The organism is Pseudonocardia acidicola, assembly GCF_012911935.1.
Taxonomy (GTDB): Bacteria; Actinomycetota; Actinomycetes; order Mycobacteriales; family Pseudonocardiaceae; genus Pseudonocardia; species Pseudonocardia acidicola.
This window is the reverse complement of record NZ_JAAXLA010000083.1, coordinates 12,815-30,498: the sequence shown is the minus strand read 5'-3', so window position 1 is coordinate 30,498 and position 17,684 is coordinate 12,815. Positions and strand designations below refer to the sequence as shown.

Here is a 17,684-nt window from a genome sequence, read left to right as displayed (position 1 = left end):
CCCCGGGGCTCACCCCCGCACCCGCCCCATGAGGGGAACGGGCGAGTGACGCCGCGTTCGCGAGTGGCGCAATTCGCTCGAATGGGTCACGCTTTCCGGCGACCGAGGAGGTGCCGCCGTGCCCGACGCACAGTACACAGTGGACTCACCCGGGCGTGACGACCGCGACCACGCCGACCTGGGCGACGTGGCCGAGGAGGCCGCCGACACCGCCGAGGACGCCGCCGACAGCCGTGCCGTGCACGCACTCGGCCGGATCGGGCTGGTCGGCTACGGCGCGGTGCACCTGCTGATCGCCGCGCTGGCGGCGCAGGTCGCGTTCGGAGACCGGGAGCAGGCCGACAAGTCCGGCGCGCTACAGGCCATCGCTGCGACCGACCCCGGCCTCGTCCTGCTCTGGGTGGTCACGGTCGGCCTGGGCGGCCTGGTGATCTGGCAGCTGGCCGAGGCGATCTGGGGGCACCGCGGGCTGCCGACGGCGAAGCGGGTGCGGCGTATCGCGATCAACCTCGCCGAGGCGGTGATCTTCGGCGTGCTCGCGAAGTCGGCGGCCGCGATCGCCGCGGCCGGTGGCGCCGACACCCCGGACCGCTCGGTCGCGGCGGTGCTGTTCGAGATGCCCGGCGGACGGTGCCTCGTCGGCCTGATCGGGGCCGGGGTGCTGGCCGGTGCCGGGTATGCGATCTACCACGGGCTCAGCCGCGAGTTCCGGCGCGATCTCGACCTCGGTCGTGCCGAACCGCGGGCCGCCCGGCTCGCCGTCGGCCTCGGGCAGGTGGGCTGGCCCGCCCTGGGCCTGGCCTACGGCACGACCGGCGTGCTGCTGGTGCTCGCGGCCCTGCGCTACGACCCGAACCAGCCGGTCGGTCTCGACGCCGGGCTCAAGACGCTCGGGGCGCAGCCCTACGGGCAGGTGCTGTTGCTCGGGCTCGCGCTCGGGCTCGCGCTGTTCGGCGTCTACTGCCTGTTCGACGCCCGGTACCGCAAGTCCTGAACGGATCGGGTACACAGCGCGGCATGAGTACTTCCGACGATCCACTCGCCGCAGCCCTCGCCGCCGCGGGCCTGTCCGGAGCGGTGCCGGGTGGCCCGGCTCCGGGGCCGACCGGCGCGGGCGAGGCGGAAGGGCTCCTGGTCGCCACCGAGGGCCCCGACGAGCAGGCCGAACAACCCCGGCGGTGGCCCCCGGGTGCCGCGACCGGAGTGGGTTCGCTGCCCGGGACCGATCCGCGGGAGGCGGCCGCCACCGTCGTCGGCGAGCTGCCACTGCTGCCGCACATCCCGGAGCTGCCGGCGCGCGGCGTCGGCGCGGACATGATCGGGCGGACCGCGGCGATGCTCGTCGACATCGCCGTCGAGCTGGTGCCGACCGGGTACCGGGTGACCGCCCGGCCGGGCCGGGACCACCGCCGGGCCGTCGACCTGCTCCGCGAGGACCTCGACGCCTTCGAGGAGGCCTGCGAGGCGGCCCGCCCGGACTGGGTGAAGGTGCAGGCCGCCGGTCCGTGGACGCTGTCGGCGAACATGGAGCTGCGCTCCGGCAACCGGGTACTGACCGACCGCGGTGCCGTGCGCGAGTTCGCCGAGAGCCTGGCCGAGGGCCTGCGCGGGCACGTCGCCGAGGTTGCGGCGCGGACCGGCGCGCAGGTCCTCGTCCAGCTCGACGAGCCGACGCTGCCGGCCGTGCTGCGCGGGTCGCTGCCGACCGCGTCGGGCTACGGGACGCTGTCCGCGGTGCCCGAACCGGAGGTTGCCGACCTGCTGCGCGACCTTGTGGACGGGCTGCCCGCGCCGGTGATGGTGCACTGCTGTGCCGACAACCCGCCGGTGCGGCTGCTCGGCGGGATCGGGGCGGCGGGCATCGGGCTGGACGCCACCGTGCCGGCGCTGTCGGGTGACACCGCCTCCCCGGCCGCGCTCGACGCGCTCGGCGAGGTCTGGGACGCCGGGACGCCGCTGTTCCTGGGGCTGGTGCCGGCCGGCGACCCGCCCGGGCCGGTCGAGCTGCGCACCCTCGCCCGTCGCGCGTTCGACCTGGCCGACCGGCTCGGCTTCGACCGGTCCCGGCTCGCCGAGCTGGCCGTCCCGACCCCGGCATGCGGGCTGGCCGGGGCGACGCCGGGGTGGGCCCGCCGGGCCATGACGCTCAGTCGCGAGCTCGGGCAGACCTTTCTGGACCCACCGCAGGGTTGGTAGCCGAGGTCGTCCGGGCCGTCCACGTGGCGCCGCCGGGCGGCGCCGCGCATGCTCTGTGCGGTGACGGCTCCGCCGTTGCGGGATCGGCGGTGCGGCGGGCGGTGGATGATCGCCTGCGGGCGGTGGCGCGTGCCGGCGGACGGCTGAGCGGCCGGGCGTCCTGAGAGCGGATGCTGGCGTTCGGCGCAATCGGATGGGCGCATCCGGTGGGTCGAGGCGCCACTCACCGATGCCCTCCGACCGAATGGCGGACCTCGCGCAACGCCTCCTCTCAGGAACCCGGGGCGGGCGCATCACAGCTGGATAACGTCCCGGCCCGTGATGCGAGCGGCCTCCCGCGCCTTATGGGCCATGTCCTTCGTGACAGTGTTGCTGGCCCCGCTGCTGTTGTCGATCTCGGCCGGCGGCTCGTCCAGCATGGACATGGAACTGGGGCTGGTCCTCGGACTGGTGCCGACATCCATGCTCGTCGTGGTCATCGTGATGGCCTCCCGGGTACGGTCACTGACGACCGCGTTCGGCATCGAGCGCCTCATGCGGCTGCACCGCTACCTGGGGCTGTTCGTCGTCGTGCTGGTTCTGCTCCACCTCGGCATGGTCATCGTGGCCGATCCGCGCAACGTCAGGCTGCTCGACCTGCTGCACGCCCCGCCCCGGGCCCGCGCGGCGACCGTCGCGACCATCGGTCTGCTGCTGATCGCCGGCCTCGCCGTGTTCCGCCGCCGGATGACGATGCGGTACGAGTTGTGGCGCGCGATCCACGTGCTGCTCGCCGCCGTCATCATCATCGGCGCGGCGCTGCACGTGTTCTGGCTCAACCACCTCATCCAGAACCCGGCGATGGCCGTCGTGTTCGGGGTGCTGCTGCTGGGCGTGCTCGCCGTGCTGATCCACCGGTGGGTCGTGCGCCCGGTGCTGGCGGGACGTAACCAGTTCCGGGTCCAGGAGATCCGCCGGGAGAGCGAGGCGGTGAGCACGCTCGTGCTGGCACCGGCCGGGCGGCGCAGGCCCGGGCGGCGCGAGCAGATGGCGTTCGCCCCCGGTCAGTTCGCGTGGCTGCGGCTGCACCGGTCCGTGCTGGTCGCCGAGGAACATCCGTTCACCATCGCCTCCGGGGCGCTGGCCGAGGGCATGATCGAGTTCACCATCCGCCACGTCGGCGACTACACCCGGCTGCTGTCGCACCTTCATCCCGGCCAGACGGTCTACCTCGACGGCCCGCACGGCACGTTCAGCGTCGACCACACCCAGGCGACGGGGCTGGTGCTGATCGCGGGCGGGGTCGGCATCACGCCGATGATGAGCATGCTCCGGACGCTGGCCGCCCGCGGCGACCGGCGCCCGCACCGACTTGTGGTCAGTGGGCGTACGCCGTCGGAACTGTTGTTCTCCGACGAGATCCGTGAGCTGACCAGCCGCCTCAACCTGACCGTCGTGCAGACGGTCACCCAACCTCCCGAGGGCTGGGTGGGCCCGACCGGGCGGATCGGCCGCGATCTGCTCGAGGCCGTGCTGCCCGGACCCTTCCGCCGCAATCAGCTCGATTACTTCCTGTGTGGTTCGCCTGCTCTCGTGGGTGGCGCCCTCACGGCGCTCGAGGAGCTGGACATTCCCGCCCAGCGGGTCCACACCGAGCAGTTCGACATGGTCTGACGTGCAAGGAGAACGATGAGCGCCACCGCCACCGCGGAGATCCCCCGTTTCGTCCGCTGGAGCGTCGTCGCCACCCTGGGCGTCGCCGCGCCGGTGGCGGCGATGCGGGCCGCGCCGACCGACCACGAGGGCCTCGGGCTCGCGGCCACGGACCCTCAGACCGGCCTCGGTGCGGCCGGCCCGGAGGCGTCCGGGGTCAACCTGCCCGATCTCCCGACCGTGAGCGGGCCCCAGGCGGGCCACGCCTTCGACCCCGACGCCGCCACTCAGGTGCTCAACCTCGCGCAGGCGGCGTCGTTCGCGGGCGCTCCCGCCCATGTCGCTCCGGCTGCGGCTGATCCGGCTGGGGCCGCTCCGGAGGCGGCTGTGCCGGCTGCTCCCGCTGTGCGCCCGGCTGCTCCCGCTGTGCGCCCGGCTGCTCCGGCTCCCGACGCTGCCCCTGCTCCCGCGGCCCCGGCTGCGCCTGCTGCTACAGCAGCGCCTGCCCCGGCGCGCGGCTCCACCGGGTCGGTGCCGGGGAGTCCCAGGGCTGCGGCCACTCCGCAGGCCCCGTCGGGCCCGGCCGCACCTGCGGCGCCGAAGAGGGGCGGGAAGCACCGGGCGTCGGCGCATGCTCCCGCGCCTGCGCCCGCCCCCGCGGCACCCTCCGCTCCCGCCCCTGCGCCCGCTACCGACCCGGCGGCGAACCCGCCGGCTCAGCAGGCGGCGCAGCCGGATTCGGCGGCCCACCGGACGCCGCAGTCGAGCCCGGCGGCGTCCGGTGCGGCCACCCAGCCGGCGTCACAGCCCGGTACCGGCGCCGGCCATCCGGGATCGGCCGCGGCCGGCGCGAACGACCCCGGATCGGCCGCGGCCGGCGCGAACGACCCCGGATCGGCCGCGGCCGGCGGGAACATCCCCGGATCGGCCACGCCCGGCGCCACCACGCAGGGCCGGCACGCGGCTGCCCCGCGGCACATCGCCACCGCGCAGGACCTTGCCGCGCTCGGGCAGCCCGGGGCGGTGGCCCAGGCCACGCCGAGCCGGCAGAACCGCATCGCCACCGCACAGGACCTCGCGGCGCTCGGCCGGCCGGCCGGAGCGCAGGCCGTGGCCCACGGTCACCGGGGTGGATCGGCCGCTGCTGCGAGCAGCACCGGCGGTGCGCACGCCGCCCGGGGGGGCGCCGACCTGGTCGGTGCCGGCCACCACTGACTCCCGGGCGTCTCGATCTGGCTGCCGGTCCCCGGCGTGTCCCCCCTCCCGCCGGGGACCGGCAGTCGCCTCTCGGCTTCTAGCGGATGGCGACGGCAGCGCCGGTCGCGTCCCCGGCGCCGTCCGAGGTCTCGTGCAGGTCCCGCCGGAACATCTCCTTGATCGTGAAGACCGCGACGAAGGTGATCGCGGACATCGCGATGATGTAGAGCGAGACGGACCAGGACGCCCCACTGGCGGCCAGCAGCGCGGTCATGATGAACGGCGCGAGCCCGCCGGCGAAGACCGACGCGAACTGGTAGCCCAGGGAGGCGCCGGAGTAGCGGACGTCCGCGGGGAACATCTCCGCGTAGAGCGCGGCCTGCGGCCCGTACATGATCGCGTGGATCGTGAAGCCGATGATCAGCGAGATCAGGACGAGCACGATCGAGCCGGTGTCGATCAGCCAGAACATCGGGAACGTGAACAGCGCCATCAGCACGGTGCCGACCAGATACTGCCGCCGCCGGCTGTGCCGGTCGCTGAGGGCCCCGAACAGCGGGATCGTGATCAGCTGGGTGGCGCCGGCGATCATGACGCAGACCAGGATCGCGGTCCTGGAGAGCCCGACCTCATTGGTGCCGTAGCCCAGCATGCCGCTGATCAGGATGTAGAACGTGCCGTTGACGACGAAGAACGCGCCGGCCGCCTGCAGGATCTCCCGCCAGTAGCGCCGGATCGCCGCCCGCAGCGGGGCCTTGCGCAGCCCGGCCGCCTCCTTCGAGGCCGCCGAGCGCTGCTGCATCGACCGGAACACCGGGGTGTCCTCGATCTTCAACTGCACGTACATCCCGATCAGCACGAGCACGAGCCCGGTCAGGAACGGCACCCGCCAGCCCCAGCTCTCGAACTGCGCCTCCGTGAGCAGCGCGGTCAGTGCCAGGAACAGGGCATTGCCGGCGACCGCGCCGAAGATCGACCCCGTCTGGATCAGGCTGCCGTAGAACCCGCGGCGCTCGACGGGGGCGTGCTCGGTCAGCAGCAGCGCCGCGCCGCCCCACTGGGCTCCGACGCCGAGGCCCTGCACCAGCCGGCACACCACCAGCAGGACCGGGGCCCAGGCCCCGATCGTGGCGTAGGTCGGTAGCACGCCGATGCCGAACGTCGCGACGCCCATCACGAGCATCGCCGCGACCAGCGGGGGCTTGCGGCCGAACCGGTCACCGAAGTGCCCGGCGATGATCCCGCCCAGCGGCCGGGCGAAGAAGCCGACCGCGAACGTGGCGAAGGAGGCCAGCGTGCCGGCCACCCCGCTGACCGACGGGAAGAACAGATGGCCGAAGACGAGCGCGGCCGCCGTCGCGTAGATCAGGAAGTCGAACCATTCCAAGGCCGTCGCGAACACCGCGGCGGCCGCGAGTCGGCCCATCCGGGTCGGACGCGGGACGACCGGGTCCGAGGTCTGCTGTTGCATGGGGTCCCACCTCCGGGCCGCTCCGTCGCGGCCGCCAGACGAAGATCGCAGTACGAACGATCGTTCATACGATAGGCAGCGCCTCCCCGAACGGGCAAGAGGCGGCCATCAGGCGAGCCCGGCGAGCGGGGCCTCCACCAGGGCCAGCGCGTAGCGCGCGTGCTGCTCGGCCAGCTGGCCGCGGGACAGCCGCCCGCCCGGGCGGTACCAGGTCGAGACGGCCGAGCACATCGAGACGATGCTGCGCGCGGCGTCGGCCGGATAGGGCGTGCGGAACTCCCCGTTGCCGGCGCCCGCCGCGACGATCTGCTCGAAGATGGCCTGGGTGCTGTCCCGGGCGGCCACGACCCGTTCGCGCTCGTCGCCGTCGAGGTAGCGGATCTCGCTGATTGCGACCAGGGCCGCGGTCTGGAAGTCGACGACGAATCCCACGTAGGCGCGCACCGCGTCGCGCAATCGGGCCGCGGCGGCGTCACCGGCCTGCTCGACGGCGGTCCGGGTCCGGCTGTAGAGCTCGTCGTTGGCCCGCCGGAGCACCTCGGCGAGCAGGTGGGACTTGGACGGGAAGTAGTTGTAGAGGTTGGACAGGCTGGTCCCGGCGCCGCGCGCGACGTCGCGCATCGACGCGCCGTTGAAGCCCTTCTCGCCGAACGCCTCCAGTGCCGCGTTCAGGATGGCGGCCTCGTTCCCGCGACCGGTGTCGGCGATCAGGGTGGCAGTGGGGGAACGATCGTTCATCTCATCAGGCTAGAAGGGCTCCGATGGCGGGTCAAAGCGCCAGGGTGGCCCGTCTTGACGGCGCCGCGAGCGAATGGTTCAGTCGGCGTAAGAACGTTCGTTCATGTGACGACGAGGAGTTGCGGTGACGACGCGCGAGACGGCGGCGGGGGTGCTCCCCGGCGCCGCAGACACCAGCGCCGGGGGGCCGGCCGACATGTACTTCGAGGACTTCGTGGTCGGCCAGCGGTTCACCAGCGGCCCGCGGACGGTCACCGAGTCCGACCTGGCCGACTTCACCCGGATCAGCGGTGACGACCACCCGCTGCACACCGATCCCGACCACCCGGCGGGGTTCGGCCGCCCGGTGCTACAGGGGCCGTTCGGACTGGCCGTCGCGATGGGGCTGCTGCAGGAGCTCGGCCTGGTGCGCGACGCCGTGCTCGGCCTGCTCGACTCGCACTGGAGCTACCGCCGCCCGGTGTTCGTCGGCGACGTGCTGCACCTGGAGCTCACGATCGTCCGCCGCCGGCGCAGCCGCCGCGGCGACCGGGGTGTCGTCACCCGGCACATGGCGCTGGTCGACCAGGACGGCGCGGTCGTCCAGGACGGCACCACCGCGGTGCTGCTGAGGGCCCGCGGGGACGCCGCCGCCGACCCCGTGGAGCGGGACTTCGGCACCGTCGCCTGGGGAGAGGCGCTTGCGGCCCGGCTGGCCGCCGACCCGGAGTTCGGCCCCGCCGTCGAGAGCTGGGACGGCACCATCGGGCTGCGCGCCGGCGCCCACGAGGTGCACCTGCGGGTCTACCGGGGCGCGATCATCGAGGTCTCGTCGCGGGCCGCGCTCGGGGCCACGTTCACCGTCGAGGCCGACGAGCTGACCTGGACCGAACTCGTCACGGCGCCGACCAACGAGTTCACCCGCCGCAGCATGACCGGCCAGTTCGCCGTCCGCGGCAACGGCTACGAGTACCTGCGGCTGACCAGGCCGCTGACACTGGTCGTCGACGCCGCACGCGCGCTCGCGGCAGGGGCGACGGAGACGGAGGCGAGGGCATGACCGAGACCGTGATCGAGGCGCGGTACCTGCGGATCGGCGGGGCGCTGGCCTACGTCGAGCAGGCCGGCGCCGGTCCTGCGGTGCTGTGCCTGCACACGGCCGGGCAGAGCGGGGTGCAGTGGCGGCACGCGATCGGCGAGCTGGCCGCGCTCGGGTACCGGGTGATCGTCCCGGACCTGCCCGGGCACGGGCGCTCCGAGCCGGCCCCCGGCGGCCCCGTCGACGACCTCGGCCGCTACGCGGCCTGGTGCGTCGAGCTCATCGACCGGCTCGGCCTGGACCGCCCGTTCGTGGTCGGCTGCTCGATCGGCGGCAAGATCACCCTCGACATCGCCACCCGGATCGGTGACCGGCTGGCCGGCGTCGTGGCGATGGCCGCCGACGCCCACACCGGCGGCCGGCCCGGCGTGCGCGGACTGCGCCGGGAGCTGTCCGACGTCGCCGCGGCCAGCCGCACCGACCGCACCCACCTGGGCACGCTCGCCGTCGTCGGCCGTTCGGTGCCGGCCGAGCGCGCCGAGCTGATCGCGACCATGCACCGCCGTGAGGACCCGGCGATCTCCACCTCCGACCTGATCGGCTGGGCGACCCACGACCTGCGGGCCGCGCTGGGCTCGATCGGCTGCCCGGCGCACCTCGTCGTCGGGGCCGACGACCTCTGGCTGGACGCGGACGCGGTGCGCTGGGCCGCGGCGCAGATCCCGGGGGCGCGCGCCACCGTGCTGGACGGCATCGGGCACTACCCGATGGAGGAGATCGACGGGTTCGCCCGCGTGCTGCACGGCTGGCTGGCCGAGCTGTCCGGCGAGGTCGCGGCGGGTGCCAGGTGAGCGCCCCCGACCGCGTCGCCGCCGCGGCCGCCGACCCGCCGCGGGATCTGCCCGACCTGCTCGCCCGGCTGGTCCGCCGTGACCCGGACGGCGTCGTCGCCGTCGACGCGCGCACCGGTGGGGACCCGATACCGCTCACCCGCGGCGAGCTGTGGCGGCGGACCTGCGGGCTGGCCGACGAGCTGCGCCGGGCCGGGATCGGCCCCGGCGACTGCGTCGCCGTGTGGCTGCCCAACTGGTCGGACGCGCTGGCCTGGCAGTTCGCGGCGGCCGCCCGCGGCGCGCACGTCATCGGGATCAACACCCGCTACAACGTCGACGAGGTCACCCACGTCCTGGACCGGGCCCGCCCGAAGCTGGTCGCCGTCGCCCACGACTTCCACGGGCTGGACCTGCTCGCCCGGCTGCACGAGGCCGCCCGGCGCAGCGAGGCGCCCGCGCCGGCCGTGGCGGTGGTCGCGGGCCCCGGCCGGCCGCCGGTCACGGACCCGGCGGGCTACGACGTCGGCGGCGGTGCCTGGGTGCCCGCCGCGGCGCCGGCCGACCCGCCGGTGCCGGAGCCCGCGGACCCGGGCGAACTCGCCGTCGCGTTCACCACCTCGGGTTCCACCGGCAGGCCCAAGCTCGCCGCGCACCGTGGCTCCGGCGTGCTCGCGCACGCGCTCGCCGACGCGGCCGCGATCGGGATCGCCGACGGCGACGTGGTGCTCTGCGCGCTGCCGCTGTCGGGGGTGTTCGGCTACAACACCGCGATGGCGGCGCTCGCCGCCGGTGCGGTGTGCGTGCTGGAGCCGGTGTTCGATCCCGACGCCGTGCTGGACGACATGGTGCGCCACGGCGTCACCCACGTCGTCGGCGCCGACGACCTGGTGCTGCGGCTGGCCGAGGCCTGGCGGACCCGGCCGCGGGACCTGTCGACGTGGCGCTGGTGGGGTGTGGCCGACTTCCAGGGCCGCTCCCGCGAGCTCGCGGAGTGGGCGCTGGAGTCGTTCGGCACCGCCACCGCGGGTGTGTACGGCTCCTCGGAGCTGTTCGCCCTGACCTCGTTCTGGCCGCACGACGAACCGGCGCCGCGGCGCTGGACCGGCGGCGGACGGCTCGTCGCCGCGCAGATCGAGGTGCGGGTCGCCGACCCGGTGAGCGGCGAGGCGCTGCCCGTGGGCGTGGAGGGGGAACTGCAGTTCCGCGGCCCGAACGTGGTCGACGCCTACCTCGGCGATCCCGACGCGGCCGGGCGGGCGTTCACCGCCGACGGCTGGTTCCACAGCGGTGACCTGGGCGTGCTCGCCGACGACCGCACGTTCGGCTACGTGTGCCGGATGGGCGACGCGTTGCGGCTGCGGGGGTTTCTCGTCGACCCGGCCGAGATCGAGGTCCGGCTCGCCGCACACCCCGGGGTGCACACCGCGAAGGTCGTCGGGATCCCCGGTCCGGACGGGGCCACCCGGGCGATCGGTTTCGTGGTGCCCGACGAGCGGGTCGTGGCGCCGAGCCCGGCGGAGCTGCGGGACTGGTGCGCGGCGTCGCTGGCCCGGTTCAAGGTGCCCGACGTCGTGCACGTGATCGAGGCGATGCCGACGACGTCGGGCACCAACGGGACCAAGATCCGGGCCGCAACACTGCGCGAGTGGGCGACCGAGCGCAGCGGCCATCGGGCGTAACCTGCCCGTCATGCACGGTGATCGCCTGCTTCTCGGCCCCGGCCCGTCCGTCCCGTACCCCGAGGCCGTCGAGGCCCTGACCCGGCCGGTGCTGGGGCACCTCGACCCGGAGTACCTCGGCGTGATCAGCGAGATCGCCGACCGGCTGCGCGCGGTGTTCCGCACCGGGAACGCGCTGACGCTGCCGGTCAGCGGAACCGGGTCAGCCGGCATGGAGGCCTGCCTGGCGTCCCTGCTCGAACCGGGCGAGACGATCATCGTCGGGGTCAACGGCTACTTCGGTGAGCGGCTGTGCGAGGTCGCGCGCCGCGGCGGGGCGCAGGTGGTCCGCGTCGAGGCACCGTGGGGCACCGCACTCGACCCCGCCGACCTGCTCGCCGCGCAGCGCGCCACTGCGCAGGCGGCGGTACTGGCCGTCGTCGCGGCGGAGACCTCGACCGGGGTGCGCAACGACATCGCGCCGCTCGGCCCGGAACTCGCGCAGACCGACACGCTGCTGCTCGTCGACGCCGTCACCGCGCTGGGTGGCACCCGGCTGGAGGTCGACGCCTGGCGGATCGACGCCTGCTACTCGGCGACCCAGAAGTGCCTCGGCGCCCCGCCGGGACTGGCTCCGGTGACGCTGTCGCCGCGCGCCGTGGACCGGATGCGGGCACGGACCACCCCGATCCGGTCGTTCTACCTCGACCTCGGCCTGCTGCAGGACTACTTCCTGTCCAGCCCGCCGAAGTACCACCACACCGCGTCGTCGACGCTGGCGTACTCGCTGCACGCCGGGCTCGGCCGGGTGCTGGAGGAGGGCATCGAGCAGGTGTGGGAGCGGCACGCGCGGATCGGCGGGCTGCTCCAGTCGGCGCTACCCGAGCTCGGGTTCGGGCTGGTCGCGCCGGAGCGGAACCGGCTTCCGCAGCTCACGACGACCACGCTGCCCGAGGGGCTCGACGAGGGCGTGCTGCGCAAGCGGTTGCTGGCCGAGTACGACATCGAGGTCGGCGGCGGGCTGGGCGAGTTCGCCGGGCGCGCGTGGCGGATCGGGCTGATGGGCCACGCGGCCACCGAGCGTTCGGTCGTGACGCTGCTCGGGGCGGTGCGGGAGCTGCTGGCGGCCTGACGCCCGGCCGGGGGGTTCGAGTGGCCCAGCGGGTTCGCCCGACCGAGAATGTCGTGGCCGCTCGATAGCCTCTTCATGTGAGTCCGGAACCTGCTGTCCCAGAATCTGCGGCGCCGCCGACGCCCGACGTGCGTGAGCGGCATGCCCAGCTGGCCACCGAGGTCGCCGACCACCAGTTCCGCTACTACGTGCTCGACGCACCGGTGATCTCCGACGGGCAGTTCGACGAGCTGTGGCGTGAGCTGGTCGCGCTCGAGGAGCAGTACCCGGAGCTGGCCACGCCCAACTCGCCCACGCAGAAGGTCGGCGGCCGCTTCTCCACCGAGTTCACCGCGCACGATCATCTCGAGCGGATGCTCAGCCTGGACAACGCGTTCGACACCGAGGAACTGCGCGCGTGGGCCGAGCGGGTGGGCCGGGAAGCCGGTGAGAAGCTGCACTACCTGTGCGAGCTCAAGATCGACGGGTTGGCGGTGAACCTGCTCTACGAGAACGGCAGGCTCACCCGCGGTCTCACCCGTGGCGACGGGCGCACGGGCGAGGACATCACGCTCAACATCCGCACGTTGTCCGAGGTGCCCGAGCGGCTGAGCGCCTCCGACGAGTGGCCGGTGCCGGCGCTGCTCGAGGTGCGCGGCGAGGTCTACTTCCGGCTGGAGGACTTCCAGGCGCTCAACGCGTCGCTGGTGGAGGCGGGCAAGGCGCCGTTCGCCAACCCGCGCAACACCGCGGCCGGGTCGCTGCGCCAGAAGGACCCGCGGGTCACCGCGTCGCGCAACCTGCGGCTGATCTGTCACGGCGTCGGCAGGCGGGAGGGCTTCGCCCCCGAGCGCCAGTCCGAGGCCTACGAGGCCCTCCGGGCCTGGGGGCTGCCCGTCTCGGAGCGCACCGTGGTGCTCGGCAGCATCGACGAGGTGATCGACCACATCGAGTACTGGGGCGAGCACCGCCACGACGTCGAGCACGAGATCGACGGTGTGGTGGTCAAGGTCGACGAGATCCCGCTGCAGCGCCGGCTCGGGGCCACCTCCCGGGCACCGCGCTGGGCGATCGCCTACAAGTACCCGCCCGAGGAGGCGACGACGACGCTCCTGGACATCCAGGTCAACGTCGGGCGTACCGGCCGGGTCACCCCGTTCGCGGTCATGGAGCCGGTCACGGTCGCCGGATCCACGGTCTCGCTCGCCACCCTGCACAACGCCGACGAGGTGCGCCGCAAGGGCGTGCTCATCGGCGACCGGGTGGTCATCCGCAAGGCCGGCGACGTGATCCCCGAGGTGCTCGGCCCGGTGGTCGACGTCCGCACCGGCGACGAGCGTGAGTTCGTGATGCCCACGCACTGCCCGGAGTGCGGCACTCGGCTGGCCCGGCAGAAGGCGGGCGACGTCGACCTGCGCTGCCCGAACGCGCGGTCCTGCCCGGCGCAGTTGCGGGAGCGGCTGTTCCACGTCGCCGGCCGCGGGGCGTTCGACATCGAGGGCCTGGGCTACGAGGCGGCCACCGGGCTGCTCACCTCCGGTGTGGTCACCGACGAGGGCGACGTCTTCTCCCTCACCGAGGACGATCTGCTGGGCGTCGACCTGTTCCGGACCAAGGCCGGTGAGCTGTCGGCCAACGGCCGCAAGCTGCTGAGCAACCTCGAGGCGGCCAAGGACCGTCCGCTGTGGCGGGTGCTGGTCGGGCTGTCGATCCGGCACGTCGGGCCGACCGCCGCGCAGGCGCTCGCGCGCGAGTTCGGCTCCCTGGAGGCGATCGAGCGGGCCGCCGCGGCGGCGGCGGAGCAGACGGCGGCGGCCGGGGTCGCGATCACCTCCGACGGCACGGCGGACGACGCGGACAACGGTGCCGCCGCGGCCGGCGTGGACACCGCGACGGGGGAGCCCGCCGAGGGTGCCGAGGCCGACGGCGCAGCCGGGGACACCGACGAGCAGGCCGCCGAGGACGCCGCGGCCGCGGCGGACAAGGCCGCCCGCGAGGCGGCCCGGGCGAAGGCGAAGGCGGTCGCCGCGGCGCTGGCTCCGATCGCGAGCGTCGACGGTGTGGGGCCGACGATCGCCGCGGCGGTGCGCGACTGGTTCACCGTCGACTGGCACCGTGACGTCGTCGCCAAGTGGCGGGCCGCCGGGGTACGGATGGTCGACGAGATCGACGAGTCGGTGCCCCGCACGCTCGAGGGCCTCTCGATCGTCATCACCGGGTCGATGGACGGCTTCTCCCGCGACGAGGCCAAGGAGGCGATCACCGCGCGGGGCGGCCGCGCCGCCGGTTCGGTGTCGAAGAAGACCGCGTTCCTGGTGGCCGGCGACGCACCGGGGTCGAAGTACGACAAGGCCCTGGAACTCGGCGTCCCGGTGCTCGACGAGAACGGCTTCCGGGTACTGCTCGACCGGGGCCCGGACGCGGCCCGGGACGTGGCCCGGACCAGCGCCTGAGCCCGGCGCGTCGCCGGACGTCGGCAACATCACACGGTCGGGCACGACAGCCCGGTCACGGCCCCGGCGCGTAGCGGGACGTGCGGTGGCGACGTGTGATCTTCTGGCCCGAGATGTTGCTGACGCAAGCGGGGTCTAGGCTCTCGCGAATCGAGGAGGTGCGCAGGTGTTGCAGGCGGTTCTGAACGGCTCCCGACCGGCCGACGCGCACCCCGCACTGCCCGTGCTCGCCCGGCACCTCGCCCGGGACGCCCGGGCGGTCGCCCGCCTGGGGATCTCCTCGGTGCACGTGCACCCGCGCGGACCCGACGCCGAGGAGACGCTCGACCCGGTGCACGTCGGCGACGCGGTGGCGCTGATCCGGGCCGACGTGCCCGGCATGGAGATCGGCGTGACCACCGGCCGCTGGATCCAGCCCGACCCGCGCAAGCGCATCGAGGCGGTCCTGGCCTGGGGCCGGCTCGGCGTCGGGAAGCCCGACGTCTGCTCGGTCAACGTGCACGAGAAGGGCTGGGTCGACGTCTGCCACGCCGCCGCCTCGGTGGGCATCGGCGTCGAACTCGGGGTCTGGACCAGCGGTGACGCGGTGACCCTGCGGCAGAACGGGGTGCCGCCGAGCACCGTGCGGGTGCTCGCCGAGTCGACCGTGTCCGATCCGGAGACCGCGGTCGCGGAGGCGGTGCGGATCCTGCGGGCCCTCGGCTCGCTGCCCGTGCCGGTGCTGCTGCACGGCGAGGAGGACGGCGCCTGGCCGGTGCTCGAGTACGCGCTGCGGATGGGCATCGACACCCGGATCGGCTTCGAGGACGTGCTGGTCCGTCCCGACGGCTGGCTCGCCACCGGCAACGACGACCTCGCCAAGGCGGCCCTGGCCATCCGGGTCTGAACTCCGCCTGCCCGGACCGGCGTCGCGACCGCGCGGCCAGCCGGCTGCGGAGCTGCGTCCCCCTCGGCTGAGCGGTCTCGAGGCGAATGTCACGGTGGGTCCTCCGGATGGACTTCGTTGTGCGTCCCGCAACAGAAATCGGGGCCCGGACGTGCTCAGCGGCGTGGCCGGCGTGGTGATCGGCTCAATACCGTCGAGTACATGGGACCCCTCGGACGGCACGTACGGACCGCCGTCGGCTGGTTGACCACGCCGCTGCTGCCCGATGACTTCCTCGGTGTGCTGAACCCGATGTGGTCCACCCGCGAGCCACGGACCCGGGTGGCCGGATTGCGTCGCGAGACCGCCGACACCACCACCCTGTTGCTCGAACCCGGCGTCGGCCGGGTCGAGCACCGGCCCGGCCAGTTCGTGGGCCTCGGGGTCCGGCTGGCCGGGGTCTGGCACTGGCGCACCTACTCGATCACCTCCCGGCCCGGCGAGGAGCTGCTGGCCGTGACCGTGACCGCGGTCCCCGGCGGCTCCGTCTCCCCGGTCCTGGCGCACCGCACCCCGGTCGGCACCGTGCTGCGGCTGGGGCCGCCGGCGGGGGAGTTCGTGCTGCCCGACCCGGCCCCGGAGAAGCTGCTGTTCGTCACCGCGGGCAGCGGCATCACCCCGGTCATGGGCATGCTGCGCACGCTCGCCGCGACCCAGCCCGGGGCGCTGGCCGGCGCCGTCCTCGTGCACTGCGACCGCAGCCCCTCCGACCTGGTGTTCGGCCTCGAGCTGCGGGCGCTGGCCGCGTCCACCGGGCTGCGCCTGGTCGAGCGGCACACGGCGGCCGAGGGCCGGCTGACCCCGGATGCGCTGGCCGACGCCGTACCCGACTGGGCCGCCCGGCAGACCTGGGCCTGTGGCCCCGGCGGCCTGCTCGACGACCTGGCCGCGCACTGGGACCGCGCGGGCGAACCCGGCGCGCTGCACGTCGAACGCTTCCGCCCGCCCGCCCCGGCCGCCGGTGCCGGCACCGGCGGCCGCATCCGGTTCACCAGCAGCGGCGTCGAGGCCGATGCCGGCCCGGACACCCCGGTGCTGCTGGCCGGCGAGGCAGCCGGTGCGTTGCTGCCCAACGGCTGCCGCATGGGCATCTGCCACACCTGTGTCGGGCGGCTGCGCTCCGGCACCGTCCGCAACCTGCACACCGGCGAGGTGCACGACACCGCGGGCGAGCCCGTCCGCACCTGCGTGTCCGCGCCCGCCGGTGACGTCGAGATCGAGCTGTGAGGACACCGCACATGGCCACCAGTGCCGCCGCACACCTGACCGATGCCCAGATCGAGGACTTCGGCGCCGAGCTCGACGCGATCCGCGCCGAGGTCGTCGACAGCCTGGGGGAGGAGGACGCGAACTACATCCGCACGGTGGTGCGGGTGCAGCGCGGCCTGGAGGCCGGCGGGCGCGGGATGCTGCTGTTCTCCGGCTTCCCGCCCGCCTGGCTCGCCGGGACCGCTGCGCTGTCCGTGGCCAAGATCCTGGAGAACATGGAGCTCGGACACAACATCCTGCACGGGCAGTGGGACTGGATGCGGGACCCGGAGATCCACTCGACGACGTGGGAGTGGGACCACGCGTCGCCGGCGGAGTTCTGGAAGAAGTCGCACAACTTCGAGCACCACACGTTCACCAACGTCCGCGGCAAGGACCGCGATCTCGGCTACGCGATCATGAGGGTGACGCCCGAGCAGCCCTGGAAGCCGGTCTACCTGCTGCAGCCGCTGTACAACATGGGCCTCGCCGCGATCTTCGAGTGGGGCATCGCGATCTACGACGTCGAGCTGGAGAAGGTCGCCGAGGGCACCAAGCCGTGGTCGGCGGCCAAATCCCAGATCGGCGCGATCTGGCGCAAGGCTCGCAAGCAGCTGGCCAAGGACTACGTGCTGTTCCCGCTGCTGTCCGGCCCGAACGCGCTGAGCACGCTGGCCGCCAACGCCACCGCGAACCTGGTGCGCAACGTGTGGTCGCACGCGGTGATCTTCTGCGGGCACTTCCCGGACGGCACCGAGACCTTCGACGAGTCCCGGCTCGACGGTGAGACGCGCGGGCAGTGGTACCTGCGGCAACTGCTGGGCTCGGCCAACCTGACCGGTGGCCCACTGTTCCACATCATGACCGGCAATCTCAGCCACCAGATCGAGCACCATCTGTTCCCGGACGTGCCCAGCAACCACTACGCGCGGATCGCGCCCCGGGTGCGGGAGATCTGCGAGCGCTACGGCCTGCCGTACACCGCGGGGTCGCTGCCCAAGCAGTACGGGACGGTGCTGCGCAAGCTCGCCCGGCTGGCGTTCCCGGGTGGGGGGGCTGCGGAGACCGCCGCGCCCGCCACGAAGACCGACGACGCCCCGATCGAGACCGTCGTCCTCCGGCTGCCGGTGCGCCGGCCCGCGCGACTGTCGTCCTGACCGGTCCGGGAACGGGGGGTGGACGACAGCCGCGGCTTCCGTGGCTG

At 73.8% G+C, this 17,684-nt stretch carries 14 protein-coding genes; 12 read left to right on the top strand and 2 right to left on the bottom strand.

Translation table 11 applies throughout. From position 1 onward, the window contains the following. The first annotated feature begins 118 nt into the window (after positions 1-118). The 4 genes from HF526_RS29520 to HF526_RS34820 all read left to right on the top strand — a co-directional run bounded on the left by HF526_RS29520 (position 119) and on the right by HF526_RS34820 (position 5,043). On the top strand, positions 119-994 hold the full coding sequence (locus HF526_RS29520) for a DUF1206 domain-containing protein (protein WP_338051841.1): 876 nt from the start codon (positions 119-121) through the stop codon (positions 992-994). A 23-nt stretch (positions 995-1,017) separates the two neighbouring features. Beyond that, complete coding sequence (locus HF526_RS29515; protein ID WP_169384861.1) at positions 1,018-2,196, top strand: uroporphyrinogen decarboxylase/cobalamine-independent methonine synthase family protein; 1,179 nt, start codon at positions 1,018-1,020, stop codon at positions 2,194-2,196. Between the two features lie 351 nt (positions 2,197-2,547). Further along, positions 2,548-3,849, top strand: a complete 1,302-nt coding sequence (locus HF526_RS29510) for a ferredoxin reductase family protein (RefSeq protein ID WP_169384860.1) — start codon at positions 2,548-2,550, stop codon at positions 3,847-3,849. A gap of 15 nt (positions 3,850-3,864) precedes the next feature. Further along, positions 3,865-5,043, top strand: a complete 1,179-nt coding sequence (locus tag HF526_RS34820; protein WP_211177974.1) for a hypothetical protein — start codon at positions 3,865-3,867, stop codon at positions 5,041-5,043. A gap of 79 nt (positions 5,044-5,122) precedes the next feature. Here HF526_RS34820 and HF526_RS29500 read toward each other — a convergent pair whose 3' ends face one another. Then, entirely contained in the window at positions 5,123-6,496 is a 1,374-nt protein-coding gene (locus tag HF526_RS29500) for an MFS transporter (protein WP_169384859.1), read from the bottom strand. 108 nt (positions 6,497-6,604) lie between these two features. Continuing rightward, the gene (locus tag HF526_RS29495) at positions 6,605-7,234 is read right to left on the bottom strand and encodes a TetR/AcrR family transcriptional regulator (RefSeq protein ID WP_169384858.1); all 630 of its coding nucleotides are present in this window, start codon (positions 7,232-7,234) and stop codon (positions 6,605-6,607) included. 124 nt (positions 7,235-7,358) lie between these two features. Here HF526_RS29495 and HF526_RS29490 point away from each other — a divergent pair, with 124 nt between their 5' ends. The 8 genes from HF526_RS29490 to HF526_RS29455 all read left to right on the top strand — a co-directional run bounded on the left by HF526_RS29490 (position 7,359) and on the right by HF526_RS29455 (position 17,637). Continuing rightward, positions 7,359-8,273, top strand: coding sequence for a MaoC/PaaZ C-terminal domain-containing protein (locus tag HF526_RS29490; RefSeq protein WP_169384857.1), 915 nt, complete (start codon positions 7,359-7,361; stop codon positions 8,271-8,273). Then, a complete protein-coding gene (locus HF526_RS29485) occupies positions 8,270-9,103 on the top strand; it encodes an alpha/beta fold hydrolase (RefSeq protein ID WP_211177973.1) in 834 nt (277 codons plus the stop codon). The genes HF526_RS29490 and HF526_RS29485 overlap by 4 nt, the downstream gene beginning before the upstream one ends. Then, complete coding sequence (locus HF526_RS29480; protein WP_338051839.1) at positions 9,100-10,764, top strand: AMP-binding protein; 1,665 nt, start codon at positions 9,100-9,102, stop codon at positions 10,762-10,764. Before HF526_RS29485 ends, HF526_RS29480 begins: the two co-directional genes overlap by 4 nt. Positions 10,765-10,774: 10 nt before the next feature. Continuing rightward, on the top strand, positions 10,775-11,875 hold the full coding sequence (locus HF526_RS29475) for a pyridoxal-phosphate-dependent aminotransferase family protein (RefSeq protein ID WP_169384856.1): 1,101 nt from the start codon (positions 10,775-10,777) through the stop codon (positions 11,873-11,875). A gap of 77 nt (positions 11,876-11,952) precedes the next feature. Beyond that, complete coding sequence (gene ligA, locus HF526_RS29470; protein ID WP_169384855.1) at positions 11,953-14,307, top strand: NAD-dependent DNA ligase LigA; 2,355 nt, start codon at positions 11,953-11,955, stop codon at positions 14,305-14,307. Positions 14,308-14,473: 166 nt separating this feature from the next. Then, the gene (locus HF526_RS29465) at positions 14,474-15,193 is read left to right on the top strand and encodes a 3-keto-5-aminohexanoate cleavage protein (protein ID WP_169384854.1); all 720 of its coding nucleotides are present in this window, start codon (positions 14,474-14,476) and stop codon (positions 15,191-15,193) included. Positions 15,194-15,394: 201 nt separating this feature from the next. Beyond that, complete coding sequence (locus HF526_RS29460) at positions 15,395-16,459, top strand: ferredoxin reductase (RefSeq protein ID WP_169384853.1); 1,065 nt, start codon at positions 15,395-15,397, stop codon at positions 16,457-16,459. Positions 16,460-16,470: 11 nt separating this feature from the next. Further along, entirely contained in the window at positions 16,471-17,637 is a 1,167-nt protein-coding gene (locus HF526_RS29455; protein ID WP_169384852.1) for a fatty acid desaturase family protein, read from the top strand. The last annotated feature ends 47 nt before the right edge of the window (positions 17,638-17,684 follow it).

Coding starts and splice junctions, on each gene's coding strand:
- HF526_RS29515 (WP_169384861.1), top strand. CDS start 1,018: ATGAGTACTTCCGACGATCCACTCGCCGCAGCCCTCGCCGCCGCGGGC.
- HF526_RS29500 (WP_169384859.1), bottom strand. CDS start 6,496: ATGCAACAGCAGACCTCGGACCCGGTCGTCCCGCGTCCGACCCGGATG.
- HF526_RS29485 (WP_211177973.1), top strand. CDS start 8,270: ATGACCGAGACCGTGATCGAGGCGCGGTACCTGCGGATCGGCGGGGCG.
- HF526_RS29475 (WP_169384856.1), top strand. CDS start 10,775: ATGCACGGTGATCGCCTGCTTCTCGGCCCCGGCCCGTCCGTCCCGTAC.
- HF526_RS34820 (WP_211177974.1), top strand. CDS start 3,865: ATGAGCGCCACCGCCACCGCGGAGATCCCCCGTTTCGTCCGCTGGAGC.
- HF526_RS29510 (WP_169384860.1), top strand. CDS start 2,548: ATGTCCTTCGTGACAGTGTTGCTGGCCCCGCTGCTGTTGTCGATCTCG.
- HF526_RS29455 (WP_169384852.1), top strand. CDS start 16,471: ATGGCCACCAGTGCCGCCGCACACCTGACCGATGCCCAGATCGAGGAC.
- HF526_RS29460 (WP_169384853.1), top strand. CDS start 15,395: ATGGGACCCCTCGGACGGCACGTACGGACCGCCGTCGGCTGGTTGACC.
- HF526_RS29495 (WP_169384858.1), bottom strand. CDS start 7,234: ATGAACGATCGTTCCCCCACTGCCACCCTGATCGCCGACACCGGTCGC.